This is a genomic window from Piscinibacter defluvii (assembly GCF_004011805.1).
GTDB lineage: Bacteria > Pseudomonadota > Gammaproteobacteria > Burkholderiales > Burkholderiaceae_C > Piscinibacter > Piscinibacter defluvii.
The window spans coordinates 25,031-42,247 of record NZ_ML137197.1; the positions used below are offsets into that span (position 1 = coordinate 25,031).

The following is a 17,217-nucleotide window of genomic DNA, read 5'->3' on the forward strand; positions in this document are numbered from 1 at the left end:
ATCTCCTCGCGGCGCATTGTCTCAGGCCGGCCGGCGCCTCGCAGGGTGCGTGCCATAATCCGACCCCTTCGCGCCCGAGCGCGCTCCACCGGCCGGAGTGGCGAAATCGGTAGACGCAGCAGACTCAAAATCTGCCGAGGGCAACCTCGTACCGGTTCGATTCCGGTCTCCGGCACCAGGCTCCACGCATCGCCCGGATGCGCCCACCGCGACCGACGACGACCCACCGCATGCCGCCGCTGCCGCCCCTGACCCAAGCGCTGATCCTCGCCAACGTCGCGATCTACGCGCTGGACGTGCTGCTCGGCGGCCTGCTGACGAACTGGTTCGCGCTGTGGCCGCTGGGCAGCGCGTTCATGCCCTGGCAGATCGGCACCTACGCCTTCCTGCACGGCAGCTTCGGCCACCTGTTCTTCAACATGCTCGGCCTGTGGATGTTCGGCTCCGAGCTCGAGCGGCTGTGGGGCGGCAAGCGCTACCTGCAGCTGTATTTCGCCAGCGTGCTGACGGCCGCGCTGACGCAGCTCGTGGTGGGTCTGCTGTTCGGCGGTGCACCGACGGTCGGCGCCTCGGGCGGGTTGTTCGGCCTGCTGCTGGCCTACGGCATGATGTTCCCGAACCGGACGATCATGCTGCTGATCCCGCCGATCCCGATGAAGGCCAAGACCTTCGTGGTGGTGTTCGGTGTGCTGGAACTGGCCCTGGGCGTCTACTCGCCCACCGGCGGCGTGGCGCATTTCGCGCACCTCGGCGGCATGCTGGGCGGCTGGCTGATGATCCGCCACTGGCGCGGCCAGGGGCCCTTCGGGCGGCGCTGACCGGCCGCTCGCGCCGCCTCAGCGCGCCTGCAGCCGGCTCAGGTACTCGACCAGCGCGAGGATGCGGGTGCGGACGTAGGCCTGGTCGTTGTAGGGCATGTCGACGTAGTGCTCGGCGGCCTGGAGCCGGTAGCGATCCCCCCAGATCGGCATCTCGCGCGTGCCGTGGCCGACCCCGGCGCCGTCGATGACCTCGTAGACGCGGCTGATCGGGAACACGCCGCCGTTGCGCTTCTGCAGCTGCGTGAGGTCCGGCGGGCTGCGCTTCAGGAACTCGACGTACGAGCCGTTGCCGCGGCCGTCCGCGCCGTGGCAGACGCCGCAGCTGGCGTCGTACTCGCGCTTGCCGGCATCGGGCTTCACCTGGGCCTGCACGGCAGTCACCGTGCCCGCCAGCAGCAGCGATGCCGCCATGGCGGCGACGGTCTTCACGCATGTCATCAGCTTCTCCTCGGGGTCATCGTCCTGCGATGCCGGCGGCACCCAGGCCTGCACGGCTTCGTGTGGACTTGTAGCCGGCGTCCGGCCCTGTCGCGTTGAGCACACGCAACGCGGCAAGTCCCGCGCGGTGCGGCAATGCCCCTCACCGGCGCAGGGATGGCGCGAAGGTCCATGCTGGCTGCCTGCGCCCCTGCGGGAGATCGCGATGCCTGACCTGATCCGCCGCTGCCTGCTCCCCTTCGCACTTGCCCTGGTCGGCGCCGCGGCCGCGGCGCAGATCCCTGCCGACGGCACCTCTGCCCTGCCGGACAAGACCGCGGCGCTGGCGCGCGCCCAGGCCGCCATGGTCGGCGTGGTCAGCCTGGCCGTCGAGGACGCCGGCTCGATCGCCTCGCTGGGCCGCGTGCGCCAGGGTTCCGGCGTGCTGATCGGCGACGACGGGCTGGTGCTGACCATCGGCTACCTGATCCTCGAGGCCGAGCGCGTCGACCTGCTGCTGGACAACGGGCGCGTCGTGCCGGCACGGGTGGTGGCCTACGACCAGGCCTCGGGCTTCGGCCTGCTGCAGGCGCTCGCGCCGCTGCGCATCGCGCCGGTGCGCCTGGGCCGCGCCGAAGCGGCCGACCTGGACGAGCCGCTGATGGTGGCCAGCGGCGGGGACGACGGCGAGCTGAGCCTCGCCCGGCTGGTGTCGCGCCGGCCGTTCTCGGGCTACTGGGAGTACCACCTCGAGCAGGCCCTGTTCACGGTGCCGGCGCGCGGCGACCACAGCGGCGCCGGCCTGTTCAACCTCGACGGCGAGCTGCTGGGCATCGGCTCGCTGGTGGTCAGCGAGGCGCTGGGCCCAGCCGCCGGGCGCCTACCGGGCAACCTGTTCGTGCCGGTCGACCTGCTGCCGCCGATCCTGTCCGAGCTGCGCAGCCGCGGCGCCTCGCGCCAGAGCCATCGTGCCTGGCTGGGCGTCAACTGCGCCGAGAACGAGGGCGCGGTGCAGGTGGTGCGCGTCACGCGCGACAGCCCGGCCGAACGCTCCGGCCTGCAGCCGGGCGACCGCATCCTGCGCATCGACGGCACCGAGGTCGGCGCGCTCGAGACCTTCTACAAGCGCCTCTGGAAAGACGCGGCCGAGCGCGACGTGGAACTGGTGATCCGGCGCGGCGACGAGACGCAGACGCTCACGGTGCACACCGTCGACCGCATGACCACGCTGCGCAAGCCGCAAGGGATCTGAACCCCCCAGTCGCTCTGCTCCTGCCCCCGAGGGGCGCCGTCCGCCTTGGGGCGGCCCGGCGGCGGAGATCTCCGTTCACAAATGGTCAGGCCAGCAGCCCGGTGTCCACGGTCGGGTAGAGGAAGGCGAAGCGCAGCTCGCGCTTGAGCCGCCGGTTGTCGAGCCGGCGCGATTCGCTCATGAAGCTCAGCAGCATCGGCGACAGCGTGCGCTGCGCCTCGCCGCGCGTGATGCGCGGCGGGCGCGGCAGGCCGCACAGGTCGGCCGCACGGTCGAAGTAGTCGCCCATCGCCAGCTCGGTGTCGTCGCTGGCGTGCACGATGCGCTGCGGCCGTCCGCGCCACAGCGCCGCCAGGCAGGCGCGCGCCAGGTCCTCGGCATGGATGTGGTTGGTGTGCACGTCGTCCGCGCTCACCAGCACCGGCGTGCCGCGCGCCAGGCGCTCGCGCGGATGGCCGCCCGGCCGGTCGCCGGCGTAGATGCCGGGGATGCGCAGGATCGTCACGCGTGTGCCGGTCAGGCGGGCGTGCCGGCGCAGGCGCCGCTCGGCGTCGACCCGCCGGCGCGCCCGGTCGGTGGCCGGCGCGACGGCGCGGGTCTCGTCGAAGCGTTCGCCGCCGCAGTCGCCGTACACGCCGGTGGTGCTGCCGTAGACGATCGCCGCCGGCCGGCCGCGGCGCGCCAGCGCCTGCAGCAGCGCGGCGGTGCGCGGGTCGCCGGCGCCCTGCGCCGGCGGCGGCGCGAGGTGCAGCACGACGTCGGCCAGGCCGGCCAGGCGCTGCAGCGAACGCGGGTCGTCGAGGTTGCCGTGCAGCGGCACGATGCCGGCGGCGCGCAGTTCGGCGTTGCGCCCGGCGTCGGAGGTGAGGGCCAGCAGCCGCACCCGCCCGCGCAGGCGCCGCGCGACCCGCAAGCCCACGTCGCCGCAGCCGACGATCAGCAGGCGCAGCGCGCCGAAAGCGGGCAAGGTGGCACGGGCAGAGGGCATGCAGTCGCGGGCAGAATGGCGGGCTGCGGTCGCGTGACCGCCCGCGAAGTCTACGAGTCCCCCACCATGTCCTTCACCGTCACCGTGCAGCCCAGCGGGCGCAGCTTCAGCGTCGAGCGCGACGAGCCCGTGCTCGTCGCCGCCATCCGGCAGGGCATCGGCCTGCCCTACGGCTGCAAGGACGGCGCCTGCGGCTCGTGCAAGAGCCGCCTGCTGGAGGGCCGCGTGATCCACGGCACCCACCAGCTCAAGGCGCTCTCGCAAGCGGAAGAGGACGCCGGGCTGATCCTCACCTGCCGGGCGGCGCCGCAGACCGACCTGGTGATCGAGGCCCGCACCGTGCCCGGTGCCGGCGAGTTCCCGGTGCGCAAGATGCCCACGCGCGTGATGTCGATCGACAAGGTGGCGCCGGACGTCGCGGTGCTGCAGATGCAGCTGCCGGCCAACGACCCGCTCAAGTACCACGCCGGCCAGTACGTGGAATTCATCCTGCGCGACGGCGCGCGGCGCAGCTACTCGATGGCCAACGCGCCGCACACGCAGACCGACAAGCCGTCCATCGAGCTGCACGTGCGCCACATGCCCGGCGGCAAGTTCACCGACCATGTGTTCGGTGCGATGAAGGAGAAGGACATCCTGCGCCTCGAAGGCCCGTTCGGCAGCTTCTTCCTGCGCGAGGACAGCGACCGGCCGATCGTGCTGCTGGCCTCGGGCACCGGCTTCGCGCCGATCAAGGCGATCATCGAGCAGCTCGAGTTCAAGGGCATCACGCGCCCGGCAGTGCTGTACTGGGGCGCGCGGCGCCGCGTCGACCTGTACCTGAACGACTGGGCCGAGCGGGCCGCGCAGCGCCTGCCGAACCTGCGCTACGTGCCGGTGCTCTCCGAGCCCGCGCCGGAGGACGGCTGGGCCGGCCGCACCGGCTTCGTGCACCGCGCGGTGATGGAAGACCTGCCCGATCTCTCCGGCCACCAGGTCTACGCCTGCGGCGTGCCGATCATGGTGGAGTCGGCGAAGCGCGACTTCGTCGCGCAATGCGGCCTGCCGGAGGACGAGTTCTACGCGGACAGCTTCACCTCGGAGGCGGACAAGCATGGCGCGACGGCGTGAGGTTCTCGTGGCCGGCGCTTCGGCGCTGGCGCTCCCGGCGATGGCGCAAGCCAAGCCGATCCGTCTCATCGTCCCCTACCCGCCCGGCGGGCCGCTGGACATCGTCGCGCGCGCGCTCGCCGAGGCGGTGAAGGACAGCCTGGGCACCGTGGTCGTCGACAACCGTCCCGGCGCCGGCGGCAACCTCGGCGCCGACCTGGCCGCCAAGTCCGCGCCGGACGGCAACACCATCGTGATGGGCGCCGTCGCCACCCACGCGATCAACCCCTGGCTGTACGCGAAGCTGCCCTACGACCCGCTGCGCGACTTCACGCCGCTGACCGGCGTGGCCCAGGTGCCCAACGTGCTGGTGATGAACCCGGCCACGGCAGATCGCCTGGGCGTGCGCGGCGTGGCCGACCTGATGGCCTACGCGAAGGCGAACCCGGGCAAGCTCAACTACGGCTCGGGCGGCAACGGCAGCGCCGGGCACCTGGCCGGCGAGATGTTCAAGGCGCAGGCCGGTGTGTTCATGGTCCATATCCCGTACGCCGGCGGCAACCCGGCGCAGCTCGCGCTGCTGGCGGGCCAGGTGGACCTGAACTTCGACAACCTCGCCGCGGCCTCGGCCAACATCAAGGCCGGCAAGCTGCGCGCGCTGGCCGTCACCACCGCGAAGCGGTCGCCGGTGATGCCCGAGGTGCCGGCCATCGCGGAGGCCGGCGGCCCGCTCGCCGGCTTCGACATCCACACCTGGTTCGGCCTGTTCGGCCCGGCCGGGCTGCCGGCCGAGGTGACGCAGCGGCTGAACCACGCCTTCGTCGCCGCGCTCGGCACCCCGGAGCTGAAGGCGCGCCTGGCCGGCCTGATGGCCGCGCCGATGCCGACCACGCCGGAGCAGTTCGCTGCCTTCGTCAAGGCGGAACTCGCCAAGTACGAAGGCGTGGTCAAGCGCAGCGGCGCGAAGGCGGACTGACGGGCCCGCGTTCAGCGCAGCGCCTGCGCGCGCTCGGGCGGGAAGTTGCCACGAAAGCCGATCGTCCGCGTGGTGCGCACCAGCGTTGCCATGTCGATCTCGACCCGCGCCTTGCCCGAGGGACAGCAGCGGGCGTCCTCGGGCTTGGCCACCAGCGCGTCGTAGCCCAGGCGGCCGTCGCGCAGCGTCGGGCTGCCGGTGGGGGTCAGCCCGCCCGTGAAGGCCACCGCGCGGGTGTAGCGCTGGCCGTCGTGGAAGCCGAGCATCATCGCCGCCCACTGCGCGTTGCCGCCGACGAAGTTGCAGTTCATCGTGTAGACGCGGAAGGCCTGGCCGCGCACCCGGCCGTCCAGGCGCCGGGCGTCGCCGGCCGGCTGCTCGCACTCGATCTGGCGCGCCCAGGCGCGCAGCGTGCGCTTCTCGTCGGCGATGGGCTGCCCCACCAGGGTCTGGGCGCCCACGGAAGGGGCGCCGAGCAGCACGGTCGACAGCGCGGCGAGACGGATCAGGTTCATGGCGACTCCTTGGCGACGATGCCGGTTCGACGTGCCGGCGGGCGCCGCGTCAGGAAGCGCCGTGCGGCTACTCGCCCAGGTAGGCCGCGCGTACCTTCGGATCGGCCAGCAGCGCCTTGGCCTCGCCGGTCATCGTGACCTCGCCTGAGTCCATCACGTAGCCGCGGTTCGCCAGGCCGAGCGCGCGGCTGGCGTTCTGCTCGACCAGCAGGATGGTCGTGCCGCGGCTGTGGATGTCGGCCACCACCTCGAAGATCTTGTCGACCATGATGGGCGACAGACCCATCGAGGGCTCGTCCAGCAGCAGCACCTTGGGCTTGGCCATCAGCGCGCGGCCCATCGCCAGCATCTGCTGCTCGCCGCCGCTCATCGTGCCGGCGAGCTGCTTGGCGCGCTCCTTCAGGCGCGGGAAGATGGCGAACACCTTGTCGATGTCGGCTTCGACCTCCGCGTCGTCGCGCACGAACGCACCCATCTGCAGGTTCTCGACGATGGTCATGCGCGTGAAGGTGCCGCGCCCCTCCGGCACCATCACCAGGCCCTGCTTGACCAGGTCCCACGCACCCTGGCCCTTGATGCTGCGGCCGAGGAACTTGATCTCGCCGGCGCCGGCCGGCTGGGTGCCGGTGACGGCCTTCAGCGTGGTGGTCTTGCCGGCGCCGTTGGCGCCGATCAGGCTGACCAGCTCGCCCTCGCGCACCTCGAACGAGACGCCCTTGACGGCCTGGATGCCGCCGTACGCGACCTTCAGGCCGCTGACCTCGAGCAATGTGTTTGCCATGGAAGCGTGCCCCTCAATGCGCCTGGTGTCCGGCGCCGAGGTAGGCCTCGATCACCTTCTCGTTGCGTTGCACCTCCGCCGGCGTGCCCTCGGCGATCTGCTTGCCGTAGTCGAGCACGGTCACGCGGTCGCACAGGCCCATCACCAGCTTCACGTCGTGCTCGATCAGCAGGATGGTGCGGCCGTCGTTGCGGATGCGGTCGATCAGCTCGCGCAGCACCACCTTCTCGGTGGCGTTCATGCCGGCGGCGGGTTCGTCCAGCGCGATCAGCTTCGGGTCGGTGGCCAGCGCACGCGCGATCTCCAGGCGGCGCTGGTCGCCGTAGCTGAGCGTGCGCGCCTTGTACTCGGCGTAGCGGCCGATGCCGACGTAGTCGAGCAGTTCCTGGGCACGCGCGGCGATCGCCGCCTCCTCGGCCTTGAAGCCGGGCGTGCGGAAGATCGCCCCGCCCAGCCCCGAGCGGGTGCGCACGTGGCGGCCGACCATCACGTTCTCCAGCGCCGTCATCTCGGCGAACAGCCGGATGTTCTGGAAGGTGCGCGCGATGCCCGCGCGCGCCACGTCGTGCACCGCGGTGGGCTTGTAGGGCTCGCCGCCGAGCTCGAAGCTGCCCGAATCCGGCGTGTACAGCCCGGTCATCACGTTGAAGAAGGTCGTCTTGCCGGCGCCGTTCGGGCCGATCAGGCCGTACACCTGGCCCGGCATGATGGTGATGCCGACGTCGGAGAGCGCCTGCAGGCCGCCGAAGCGCTTGGAGACGCCGGCCACCTTGAGTTGCGGTTGGGTCATGGTGCGGCCCTCCTCACTTCACCGGGGTCGGCACGGCCGCGGCCTTGCCGTGTTCGGGGGTCGGCCACAGGCCGCGCGGGCGCAGCAGCATGATCACGATCATCGCGGTAGCGATCAGCAACTGGCGCAGGATCGAGGCATCGAGCCGCCCGTCGGTCATCTGCTGCAGCGGCCCGGCCACGTAGCGCAGCACCTCGGGCAGCGCCGCCAGCATCACCGCGCCGAGAATCACCCCGGGCAGGTGGCCGATGCCGCCGAGCACCACCATCGCGACGATCATCACCGACTCCATCAGGCTGAACGACTCCGGCGAGACGAAGCCCTGGAAGGCCGAGAACATCGACCCCGAGACGCCGCCGAAGGTGGCGCCCATGCCGAAGGCGAGCAGCTTCATGTTGCGGGTGTTGATGCCCATCGCCTTGGCGGCGATCTCGTCCTCGCGGATCGCCATCCAGGCGCGGCCGATGCGCGAGGTCTCGAGCCGGTGGCAGATGATGACGCTGAGCACCACCAGCGCGAGGAACAGCCAGTAGTACAAGGTCACCGACGGGATGCGGAAGTCGCCGATGTCCACCGGCTTGCCGAAGCTGAAGCCGAAGATGTTCATCGGGTCGATGCGGTCCAGCCCGCGCGGGCCGTTGGTGATGTTGACCGGGTGCTCGAGGTTGTTCATGAACACGCGGATGATCTCGCCGAAGCCCAGCGTGACGATGGCCAGGTAGTCGCCGCGCAGCTTGAGCACCGGCGTGCCCAGCAGCACGCCGGCGATCGCCGCGAGCCCCGCGGCCAATGGCACCACGAGCCAGATGGGCGTGTGCAGCCCGTTCGGGAACATGGCCTGGAAGCCGGGGAAGTTCTCGCTCAGGTGCGGGCTCGCCAGCAGCGCGTACATGTAGGCGCCGACCGCGTAGAACGCGACGAAGCCGAGGTCCAGCAGGCCGGCGTAGCCGACCACGATGTTCAGGCCCAGCGCGAGCAGCACGTACAGCAGCGCGAGCGCCATGATGCGCACCCAGCCGGCACCGAACTGCTGCGCGAAGAGGGGCAGCGCCACCAGCGCGAGGCCGGCAATCAGGAAGACGATCAGCTTGTTCTTCATCTCGGCTCCCCGTTCAGGCGCGGTCCGCGACACGTTCGCCGAGCAGGCCCGAGGGGCGCAGCGTCAGCACCAGGATCAGCGCGATGAAGGCGAAGATGTCGGCGTAGTGGCTGCCCAGCACGCCGCCGGTCAGCGCGCCGAGGTAGCCCGCGCCGATCGCCTCGATCAGCCCGAGCAGCACGCCGCCGACCATCGCGCCGGCGAGGTTGCCGATGCCGCCCATCACCGCCGCGGTAAAGGCCTTCAGGCCGGGCAGGAAGCCCATCGAGTGCTGCACCGTGCCGTAGTTGGCCGCCCACATCACGCCGGCCACGGCCGCGAGCGCGGCGCCGATGATGAAGGTGGCCGAGATCACCATGTCGGGGCGCACGCCCATCAGCGCGGCCACGCGCGGGTTCTCGGCGGTGGCGCGCATCGCGCGGCCGAGCTTGGTGCGGTGCACCAGCCACAGCAGCCCGGCCAGGATGACGCCGGTGACCACCAGGATCAGGATCTGCGTCACGCTGATCACCGGCCCGCCGAGGTCGATCGGGTCGTTGGGCAGAAGCGGCGGATAGGGCTTGGGGTTGGGCTTCCAGACGATCATCGCCAGCGTCTGCAGCATCAGCGACATGCCGATCGCGGTGATCAGCGGCGCCAGCCGGGGCGCGTTGCGCAAGGGCCGGTAGGCGATCTTCTCGATGGAGAAGTTGAGTGCGCAGCACACGACGATGGCTGCGACCAGCGAGATCAGCATCAGCAGCCAGCCCGGCAGGCCGGAGCCCGACAGCGCGGTGACCACCGTCCAGCTGACGAGCGCGCCGACCATCAGCACGTCGCCGTGGGCGAAGTTGATCAGGTTGATGATGCCGTAGACCATCGTGTAGCCGAGGGCGACCAGCGCGTACATGCTGCCGAGCACCAGACCGTTGATGATCTGCTGGATGAAGATGTCCATCAGGGGGATCTCCTGCGTTGTGGATCGGGCCGCCTTGTGTTCGTGGCGGCGGCCTCGTCGCGCCGGACGGGTCGCATCCGGAACGTGGGCGCCTTCACCCCCTTAGCAAAAAGCCCGCCGCGGTCTGCAGCGGGCCCAGCATGCGGGAGGCAGGAGCGCCGGGGCGAGATTCTAGGGGCCCGCTACTAGCGAGAAGCCCCGGAATTTCCACCATGCAATCCGGCGGATCAAGCGCAAACTCGGGGGTTCACCGAGCTTTCTTCGCCGCCTCGTTCAATCGGCGCAACTCCTCCAGCTTCTCGCCGATGCGGATCTCCAGCCCGCGCGCCACCGGCCGGTAGAAGGCCGGCGGCTCGGGCAGGTCTTCGGGCCAGTAGGTCTCGCCGGCTGCGAAGGCGCCCTCCTCGTCGTGCGCGTAGCGGTAGCCGCGGCCGTAGTCGAGCGACTTCATCAGCTTCGTCGGCGCATTGCGCAGGTGCAGCGGCACCGGCCGCGTGCCGTCGGCGGCGACGAAGGCGCGCGCCGCCTTGTAGGCGGTGTAGACCGCGTTGCTCTTGGCCGCCACCGCGAGGTAGACCACCGACTCGGCCAGCGCCAGCTCGCCTTCGGGCGAGCCGAGTCGCTCGTAGGTCTCGGCCGCGTCCAGTGCCAGGCGCAGCGCCCGCGGGTCCGCGAGGCCGATGTCCTCGACCGCCATGCGCACCAGGCGGCGCGCCGCATAGCGCGGGTCGACCCCGCCGTCGAGCATGCGCACGAACCAGTACAGCGCGGCATCCGGGTCGCTGCCGCGCACCGCCTTGTGCAGCGCCGAGATGGTGTCGTAGATTATACGGAGCGAATCAATAGATGAGTATCCCAGAACGAGTCTGTATGCGGCTCAGCGCTTCATCTAAGAGGTTTGCTCTTAGATGAGAGTTCATCTTGAGGCTCGGTCAGCTCTTCCCATCTAATAAGAGCAGTCGATACTCGCAGTCTCATGGACCTCTTCACAAACGCCCCGAAGCCACCACTCGCGGAGCTCATTCGCCCACAGACGCTCGACGAGGTCGTCGGGCAGCAGCATCTGCTCGGGCCCGGGAAGCCGCTGCGCCTGGCATTCGGAGCGAAGAAGCTGCACTCGTTCATCCTGTGGGGACCTCCAGGCGTCGGCAAGACGACCCTCGGCAGGCTCGCAGCCAGTGCCACCAGCAGCAACTTCATCGCTATCTCGGCCGTGCTCGCTGGCGTGAAGGACATTCGCCAAGCCATCGAAGACGCACAGGCGGCGTTAGACCGCGACGGCAAGTCGACCGTGCTATTCGTCGACGAGATACATCGCTTCAACAAAGCACAGCAGGACGCCCTCTTGCCTCATGTTGAGTCTGGGCTCTTGACGCTTGTCGGCGGGACTACTGAGCACCCAGGGATGGAGGTCAACAACGCGCTGCTATCGCGAGCACAGGTCTACACCCTCCAACCCTTGGCCGACGATGAGCTGCAACAGCTCTACGAACGCGCACTGCCTCACCTCCAAGGTGTGACGCTCGATGCCGACGCTCTCGCTCTGCTGAAGGGATTCTCCGACGGCGACGGGCGACGCTTTCTGAACCTGGTCGAGCAGGTAGCCACGGCAGCATCAGGAGCCGGTCTGAGCGTTGCCTCTGGCGAGTTCGCCAAGTCGTCTACCAGCCCGTCGTTGCGCCGCTTCGACAAGGGGGGCGACGAGCTCTACTGGCAGCTCTCAGCCTTCCACAAGTCGCTCCGAGGCTCACAGCCGGACGCAGCGCTCTACTGGCTAGCCCGAATACTGGACGGCGGTGGTGATGCGCGCCAGGTTGCCCGCCGCATGATTGCCATGGCCAGCGAGGACATTGGCAACGCCGACCCGAGGGCGCTTCAGCTTGCGCTGAACGCCGCCGAGGCCTACGACAGGTTGGGGTCTCCAGAAGGCGAGCTTGCACTAGCCCAAGCGGTCACCTACCTGACGCTGGCGCCAAAGTCCAACGCGTCCTACGTCGCCTGGAACCAAGCCAAGGCATTCGTCAAGCAGGATGGCAGCCGTCCTGTTCCCCTGCACTTGCGCAACGCGCCAGCGAAGCTCATGAAAGAGATGGGATACGGCGCGGAGTACCGTTATGCGCATGACGAGCCCAACTCCTACGCCGCCGGGCAGACGTACTTCCCCGAGGGCATCGCATCGCCGCATTGGTATCAGCCGACGGACCGTGGCTTGGAAATCAAGCTGAGCGAGAAGCTTCTTTGGTTGCAGTCGCTAGATGCAGCCGCGAAGAAGCCCAAGGAGTAGCCCCGGCGAGCCATTCACCGCGAGGCCGAGTGGGCCCAGGACGGCTCAGCACGCGGATGCATGATTCGGCCGCGCGCAAACAGCATGATTGGTGAAGGGGGCCGCGACAGTAGTGCGTGTGCCTCAAACCACGCGTCTTCACGCGCAATGCACACGGACCTCATCAACCGTTCACCCCTGGACCGCAGACTCCGTCATGAGCCAGACACATGACACGCGCAACAGGAAGTATCTGGCGCCTCATTGGGATGGTAATGAGCGCTTTCGCCGGTAGAGTCCCGCCGGCGAGTGGGCTCCGCTGAACTTCAGACTCTGGCCCTCGGCAAAGGCGATGACTGCAATGGCAGCTCGCTCGGAGAGTGCTCACGGACCAGCCTGGCTGTACTCGCGTGTTTCTTCGAGTTGCATCAACATTCGGGAGATAGTGATGAGAAAAAGAATCTTGGCCGCAAGCCTTGTGGCGGCGACTTGTGTTGTGCAGGCCCAAACGACCCAGACGCCTACCGCGTCTACGGTTGTCAGTACGCTTGCAGCATCGGCCGCCCCGCGAGATGGCTTCACCCGCCTTAGGCTGAGCCTCACATCCAATGAGGTCAGCGCAAACGAGACCGCCCGCCTCGCGGGAATCGCACTGTGTACGACTGCCATGTGCTATGAATCCGGCGCCCCGAGCAGCGTGACGGTCTCGAGCACGGTTAACGGCACCAGCACTACCGTTGCGGAGCTCGAGGTGCCCTATTCAGACATCGTGAGCGTCCGGTTCAAGTCCTCTGCGGGTCAGGGAGTTCTGCAGGGGAGCATCGCCCTTCCTGAGCCATTGAAGCTTGAGAAGGGCTTCAAGGGCGGCGATGTCCTCGTCGTCGTACAAAGGCGAGGCGCGGGCTATGTTCCCGTCGCTGCCGCGTCGAACTACGTCCAGCCCGAAGGCACGTCGTTCTTCTACAACCCTAAGTTCGCAACAACAGTCAGGCTGCCGCAAGGGGTGAGTCTTGCCATTCCTGCCGGCGCTACCAATGCGCCGCAGGTCTTCTTGGTCGGCGTCCATGACACGGGGGATGACTACCCCCTCGTCGACATCTATCCGCCAGTGCCGTTGACGAAGCCCGCGACGGTGCAGTTGCCAGTCATCGCTCGGGCTGCTTCGGCGACGCTGTCAAATCAAGCGCCTCCGAGCCCCAGGCCGCAGGCCGTCCCACCAGGCGGTAGCCTCGCATCACAGGCGCAAACGCAGGCCGCACGAGCGAGCGGTCCCATGAGCATTGAAATCAATGCAACCGGGACCGTCCCCAGAACGCCTCGAGCTGCGCAGTCGGACAAGCAGTCGTCCACCGCGACCACGGATGAAGCGCTCACCTCCGATGCTGGTACCGCGGCTGCAGCTGCGGCTGCCTGCAATCAGTACGGATGGTGCAACTGCGCCGACCAACTCGCCTATCCGCAGAACCAACAAAACATCGCGAACGGGCTGACTGCTACTGGCACGACCTACCTAAACTGGTGCACGACTATTGCACCCTACGTGCACATCACCGTCACAAACATGGCGGATTCGAGAGAGCGTTTCACGGTGAAGCACTCCCCGAAGGTGGGCACTTCGGCCCCGCCCTCGTATCTTCCGCCGCGCCTCCCTTTGGTACGCATCACCTCTTGGTCGCCGAACACCCAAGTCATGACGAATGGCTTCTATTGGCAAGGCGACGAGGGCACGTCGACCGGGCAAACCGGACTGGCTGACGGCCATGTGCACAACTTTGCCACGGGCCTTGGCGACAACTTGGCCCTCGGCGGGTCCTGCCAAGACTACCCGTCGCCGCCCTACAACGCGTGCAACACTTTCTCGCCGCATGGCAACAAGCGCGTGATGTTGATGCCAGCCACAGGCACTGCGTGGTCCTGGGTCGACAACGGAGCCGCTGGCGTTATCTCGAACTCATTGTCCTACGTCAGCTCATCGACCTCCATCGTCAAGAACGGCGTCTGCTCGACGGACACGACATCGAGTCGCTGGACGGCGGTGGGCAACACCTCCGGTGGCCGCCTCATCTTCATGTCATCGACCACCGATGGTCAGACCTCGGCAGCAGAGCTATGCGCAGTCTTCAAAGCAATGGGTGTCAACAATGCCATTCGCATGGACGGTGGTCCTAGTGCCGCAATGGCTGTAGACGGCGCGCTGAAAAATCCGCTTGGCGGCCTGTACTTCGTTAAGTACGGCACGATGCGCTACATTGCCTACGGCTTGAAGGTTTCTTACCCGGGCTGGTGAGCCACTGCTGAGACTTTCAAGTGCTGGGACGTTTGAAGGGACGTCTTGGGCACCGCAAGCGCCCGCACGGGTCGCTGAAAAGAGAACGCTCCCGCCGGGCCGCGAGGCCCTCGGGGCAGCCGGCATAGGGGCCTACGGCCCCAACCCCGGCTGCCCTCCGGGCAAGGCTATATGCCTCTACGCGCCTCAATGGCAAGCCCCGTACTCACCCGTTCGGTGCTCGGCCTGCGGCCTGCGCTCCGCTGCGGCTTCCGTGCGGGTGCAGGGCTCCGCCCTGCCCATTGACCCGCTCCAAGGCAGCGGTGGCATCTGGGCGCTGCGCCGCCGCGGCGGGCACGACGAAGCCCGTCGTGCGCTCGGTTCGCCGCACGATGGCTTCCGACAAGGCTGCGTCGTCACCTACCAACAACACAAGGTCTTTGCCGCGCGTGATGGCGGTGTAGAGCCACTCTCGGGTCACCAAGCGTGAGTCCTCAACGACCACAACCACTGCATGCGCCGAACTGCCTTGGGACTTGTGGCACGTGATGGCATAAGCCAGTTCCACATCACCTTCAGCTTCCGTTGGCAGAGCGCGTGGTTCGTCTTCCCCATCCCACAGCACTTCGATGCTTGGACCGTCGATGGTGGTGACCACGCCCAGCAGGCCGTTGAAGAGCCCGTCCTGGTAGCGGTTCGCAGTCATCACGACAGGGTCGGCCACGGCGACGGTTGCCAGAGGACCGAGTCGCCGGGTCGGCGCACTAGCGGGCCGGATTGCGAACGACTCGGTCTCGTTGATGTCCGCCACGGTAGCCCGTTTGGCGGCCACGACCATCAACTCGCTCTGAGCACGCAGCCGACGCTGAACGGCATCGCGCTGAGCAGTCGGCACGAGGAAGACACCCTTCGCCTCGCCGTTCCAGACATCCAATTGCGGAACGCACCCTTGGCGAACCAACAGGGACACCTTCGGGATGACGCTGTCGGCCGCCTGCCGCAGCACCTTCGTCAGTCGGGCAACGCGAGAGCCCTCAGCCACAAGGTCATGGAAGACCTTGCCGATGCCCACCGGCGGCAACTGACCTTCGTCGCCCGCGAACAGCACCCGCGCGCCTTCGGGCAGCAGACACAGCAGCGTGTGGAGACTGGGCGTGTCCAGCATGCCGGCCTCGTCGATGACCAACAGAGTGCGCGAGGTGAACGTAACGTCGGATGCTGGGCGCTTGCGCTCGGCGTCGGCTTCCTGGGCATGCTGGCGCTGCAGCATCCCGATGAGCCGAGCGATGGTGTAGGCCAAGCGCGGACGGGCGGGTGACGAGGCGCCTCGCGACAAGGTCAGCGCTGCCTTGCCGGCGAGTGCGCCCATCACGACGTCGCCACCGGCGAACTCCCAGGCCGTGGCAAGGACCTTCATCACGGTGGTCTTGCCGACGCCTGCGCCACCTTGCAGCACGGACACGGGCCGGTCAAGCAGCGTCACCACCGCAGCATGCTGTTCGTCCGTCAGCTGCAGACCTGTCGCGCTCTCGGCGTCATGGACCAGCGCCTCAAGGGCGTCGCCAACCGGAAGGGCGACGGTTGGCGCGCGTCTCTCGATAGCCAAGAGCGCCGCGCTGACCTGGTCTTCCAGCCATGCGGCCCCCGGCACCCTCAGCAAGGCACCAGAACGCCTCAGGACGCCGCGTTCACCCGCAAGGGCAAGGGTCACCTTCGGTTCGACCCCGCGGGCCGACAGAAGCCCTTCAACGCGTTCCGGGGTTGCGGCGGTGTCCCCGTCGCTCAGCAGTTCGCGCCAGGCGCTGCTCAGCGCGCCAAGGAGGCGGCTGGGGTGGGCGTGCAGGCCGGTGCCTTCGTCAGCAGAGCGCAGCAGCCTCAGACCGACCCGGTCGGCTAGCTTCCAGTCCATCAAGCTGGCCGGCACATACGGGTTGCGACGAAGTCGTTCGACAGCGTCCACGCCCGCCATGAAACGCCACAGCTGGCCGGCAACGCGGGACTCCCGGATGCCCAGCTTCTCGAGGAACGTCAGGAACTCGACCTCTGTGGCATTGACCTTGTCGGCGCCAGCCTGGGCAGCCACGGCGGCGTAGACCTGTGCGGCAATCTTGGCCGCGAGCGCCGGTTTGTCGGGCTCGATGAGGGCTGCGACCTCGGCCAGGCGAGTGGAGTCAGCCAGCACAGCAGCCAGGTCGTGGCCGAAGGCGTCCACGAGCCGCTGCGCGCGCACGGCACCGATGTTCGGCAACCGCTCCAGCCACGGGCGCAGCAGGTCGCCAGGGTTGATGGTGCGCTTCATACGCTTGCTGTCGACCTGCGCGACCACCTTGCCGAAGCGGTCCCGATAGTTCGACAGCTGCCCCTTGACCTCGAACGCGTCACCTGGCAGCGGCTGGGTGTCACGGCCGGCGAACTTCACGCGCAGGACGCTGCCGTCCTCACGTCGGCCGGTGAAGATGCAGCCACCATCGAGCTGGGACAAAACGCGCTCGACGACGACGGTGCCCGCAAAGTTCTCGCTCAATCCTCGACCCTCACGAACATCCCGGCGTGGATGGCATCAAGCTGGGCATGCAGCCGTGCGTTCTCGGCCTTGAGCACTTCGATGTCAGCCACGGCCGCCTTGAGCCTTTCCAGGAGTTCAGCGTGTACCGCCTGCGCCTCGACCGCTGCCTGAGCGGCGGCCTTCGCGGTCTGGGCCTGACGCACCATCCTCTCCTTGAGCGTCTTGTCGCCGGCCTCCTGCATGAGGCGCGAGCCAATCGGCAGAAGCCCTTGGCCCTCAGCCATCAGGTTGATGAGCTGGCTCAGCTCATCGCGCTCGTAGAGGTACTTCTCCTGGGTGACCTTGAGGTCGATGGCCTGAGCGACCGCTCGCACATTGACCTTGCCATCTGGCGTCGCGGGCAAGGTTGGCCTTCGCTCCTCCTCTGGCTGGGCCTGGTATTCCACCTCGCGCTCATTCAGGTACGCCTCCAGGCGTACGCGCACTTGGGGGATGACGCTGGGACGTGCCATGACGA

General features: G+C 68.2%; 15 protein-coding genes, 1 tRNA gene and 1 pseudogene. 7 read left to right on the forward strand and 10 right to left on the reverse strand.

Features of this window, described 5'->3' with window-relative positions; genetic code table 11:
* Positions 1-91 precede the first annotated feature (91 nt).
* Together D9C15_RS03965 and D9C15_RS03970 are read left to right on the forward strand one after the other, a co-directional pair.
* A tRNA-Leu gene (locus tag D9C15_RS03965) sits at positions 92-178 on the forward strand.
* A gap of 52 nt (positions 179-230) precedes the next feature.
* On the forward strand, positions 231-818 hold the full coding sequence (locus D9C15_RS03970; RefSeq protein WP_127996149.1) for a rhomboid family intramembrane serine protease: 588 nt from the start codon (positions 231-233) through the stop codon (positions 816-818).
* 18 nt (positions 819-836) lie between these two features.
* Here D9C15_RS03970 and D9C15_RS03975 read toward each other — a convergent pair whose 3' ends face one another.
* Positions 837-1,259, reverse strand: a complete 423-nt coding sequence (locus D9C15_RS03975; protein ID WP_205854719.1) for a c-type cytochrome — start codon at positions 1,257-1,259, stop codon at positions 837-839.
* Between the two features lie 205 nt (positions 1,260-1,464).
* Here D9C15_RS03975 and D9C15_RS03980 point away from each other — a divergent pair, with 205 nt between their 5' ends.
* Positions 1,465-2,490, forward strand: a complete 1,026-nt coding sequence (locus D9C15_RS03980; protein ID WP_127996150.1) for a S1C family serine protease — start codon at positions 1,465-1,467, stop codon at positions 2,488-2,490.
* 85 nt (positions 2,491-2,575) lie between these two features.
* Here the strand turns inward: D9C15_RS03980 and D9C15_RS03985 are convergent, their stop codons facing one another.
* Positions 2,576-3,478, reverse strand: a complete 903-nt coding sequence (locus D9C15_RS03985; RefSeq protein ID WP_127996151.1) for an NAD-dependent epimerase/dehydratase family protein — start codon at positions 3,476-3,478, stop codon at positions 2,576-2,578.
* A gap of 66 nt (positions 3,479-3,544) precedes the next feature.
* Between D9C15_RS03985 and D9C15_RS03990 the strand changes: the two genes are divergently transcribed.
* Together D9C15_RS03990 and D9C15_RS03995 are read left to right on the forward strand one after the other, a co-directional pair.
* Positions 3,545-4,588, forward strand: a complete 1,044-nt coding sequence (locus D9C15_RS03990; RefSeq protein WP_127996152.1) for a CDP-6-deoxy-delta-3,4-glucoseen reductase — start codon at positions 3,545-3,547, stop codon at positions 4,586-4,588.
* Positions 4,572-5,543 carry a Bug family tripartite tricarboxylate transporter substrate binding protein gene (locus D9C15_RS03995; protein WP_127996153.1) on the forward strand — a complete coding sequence of 324 codons (972 nt, stop codon included), beginning with the start codon at positions 4,572-4,574 and terminating at the stop codon, positions 5,541-5,543. Before D9C15_RS03990 ends, D9C15_RS03995 begins: the two co-directional genes overlap by 17 nt.
* A gap of 11 nt (positions 5,544-5,554) precedes the next feature.
* Here the strand turns inward: D9C15_RS03995 and D9C15_RS04000 are convergent, their stop codons facing one another.
* The 6 genes and pseudogenes from D9C15_RS04000 to D9C15_RS04025 all read right to left on the reverse strand — a co-directional run.
* Entirely contained in the window at positions 5,555-6,058 is a 504-nt protein-coding gene (locus tag D9C15_RS04000) for a hypothetical protein (protein WP_127996154.1), read from the reverse strand.
* Positions 6,059-6,125: 67 nt separating this feature from the next.
* A complete protein-coding gene (locus D9C15_RS04005; RefSeq protein ID WP_127996155.1) occupies positions 6,126-6,839 on the reverse strand; it encodes an ABC transporter ATP-binding protein in 714 nt (237 codons plus the stop codon).
* 13 nt (positions 6,840-6,852) lie between these two features.
* Positions 6,853-7,629, reverse strand: coding sequence for an ABC transporter ATP-binding protein (locus D9C15_RS04010; protein WP_127996156.1), 777 nt, complete (start codon positions 7,627-7,629; stop codon positions 6,853-6,855).
* Positions 7,630-7,642: 13 nt separating this feature from the next.
* A complete protein-coding gene (locus D9C15_RS04015; protein WP_127996157.1) occupies positions 7,643-8,728 on the reverse strand; it encodes a branched-chain amino acid ABC transporter permease in 1,086 nt (361 codons plus the stop codon).
* A gap of 13 nt (positions 8,729-8,741) precedes the next feature.
* Positions 8,742-9,665 carry a branched-chain amino acid ABC transporter permease gene (locus D9C15_RS04020; protein ID WP_127996158.1) on the reverse strand — a complete coding sequence of 308 codons (924 nt, stop codon included), beginning with the start codon at positions 9,663-9,665 and terminating at the stop codon, positions 8,742-8,744.
* A 247-nt stretch (positions 9,666-9,912) separates the two neighbouring features.
* Positions 9,913-10,488, reverse strand: a pseudogene (locus D9C15_RS04025) (AAA family ATPase); the annotation flags it as partial.
* A gap of 153 nt (positions 10,489-10,641) precedes the next feature.
* Between D9C15_RS04025 and D9C15_RS04030 the strand changes: the two are divergent.
* Positions 10,642-11,949 carry a replication-associated recombination protein A gene (locus D9C15_RS04030; protein ID WP_127996159.1) on the forward strand — a complete coding sequence of 436 codons (1,308 nt, stop codon included), beginning with the start codon at positions 10,642-10,644 and terminating at the stop codon, positions 11,947-11,949.
* Positions 11,950-12,595: 646 nt separating this feature from the next.
* Complete coding sequence (locus tag D9C15_RS04035; protein ID WP_164886638.1) at positions 12,596-14,215, forward strand: phosphodiester glycosidase family protein; 1,620 nt, start codon at positions 12,596-12,598, stop codon at positions 14,213-14,215.
* 205 nt (positions 14,216-14,420) lie between these two features.
* Here D9C15_RS04035 and D9C15_RS04040 read toward each other — a convergent pair whose 3' ends face one another.
* Both D9C15_RS04040 and D9C15_RS04045 read right to left on the reverse strand, forming a co-directional pair.
* On the reverse strand, positions 14,421-16,718 hold the full coding sequence (locus D9C15_RS04040; RefSeq protein ID WP_127996161.1) for an AAA family ATPase: 2,298 nt from the start codon (positions 16,716-16,718) through the stop codon (positions 14,421-14,423).
* Positions 16,715-17,212: a hypothetical protein gene (locus D9C15_RS04045; protein ID WP_127996162.1), complete on the reverse strand. Its 498-nt coding sequence runs from the start codon at positions 17,210-17,212 to the stop codon at positions 16,715-16,717. Before D9C15_RS04045 ends, D9C15_RS04040 begins: the two co-directional genes overlap by 4 nt.
* Positions 17,213-17,217: the final 5 nt, after the last annotated feature.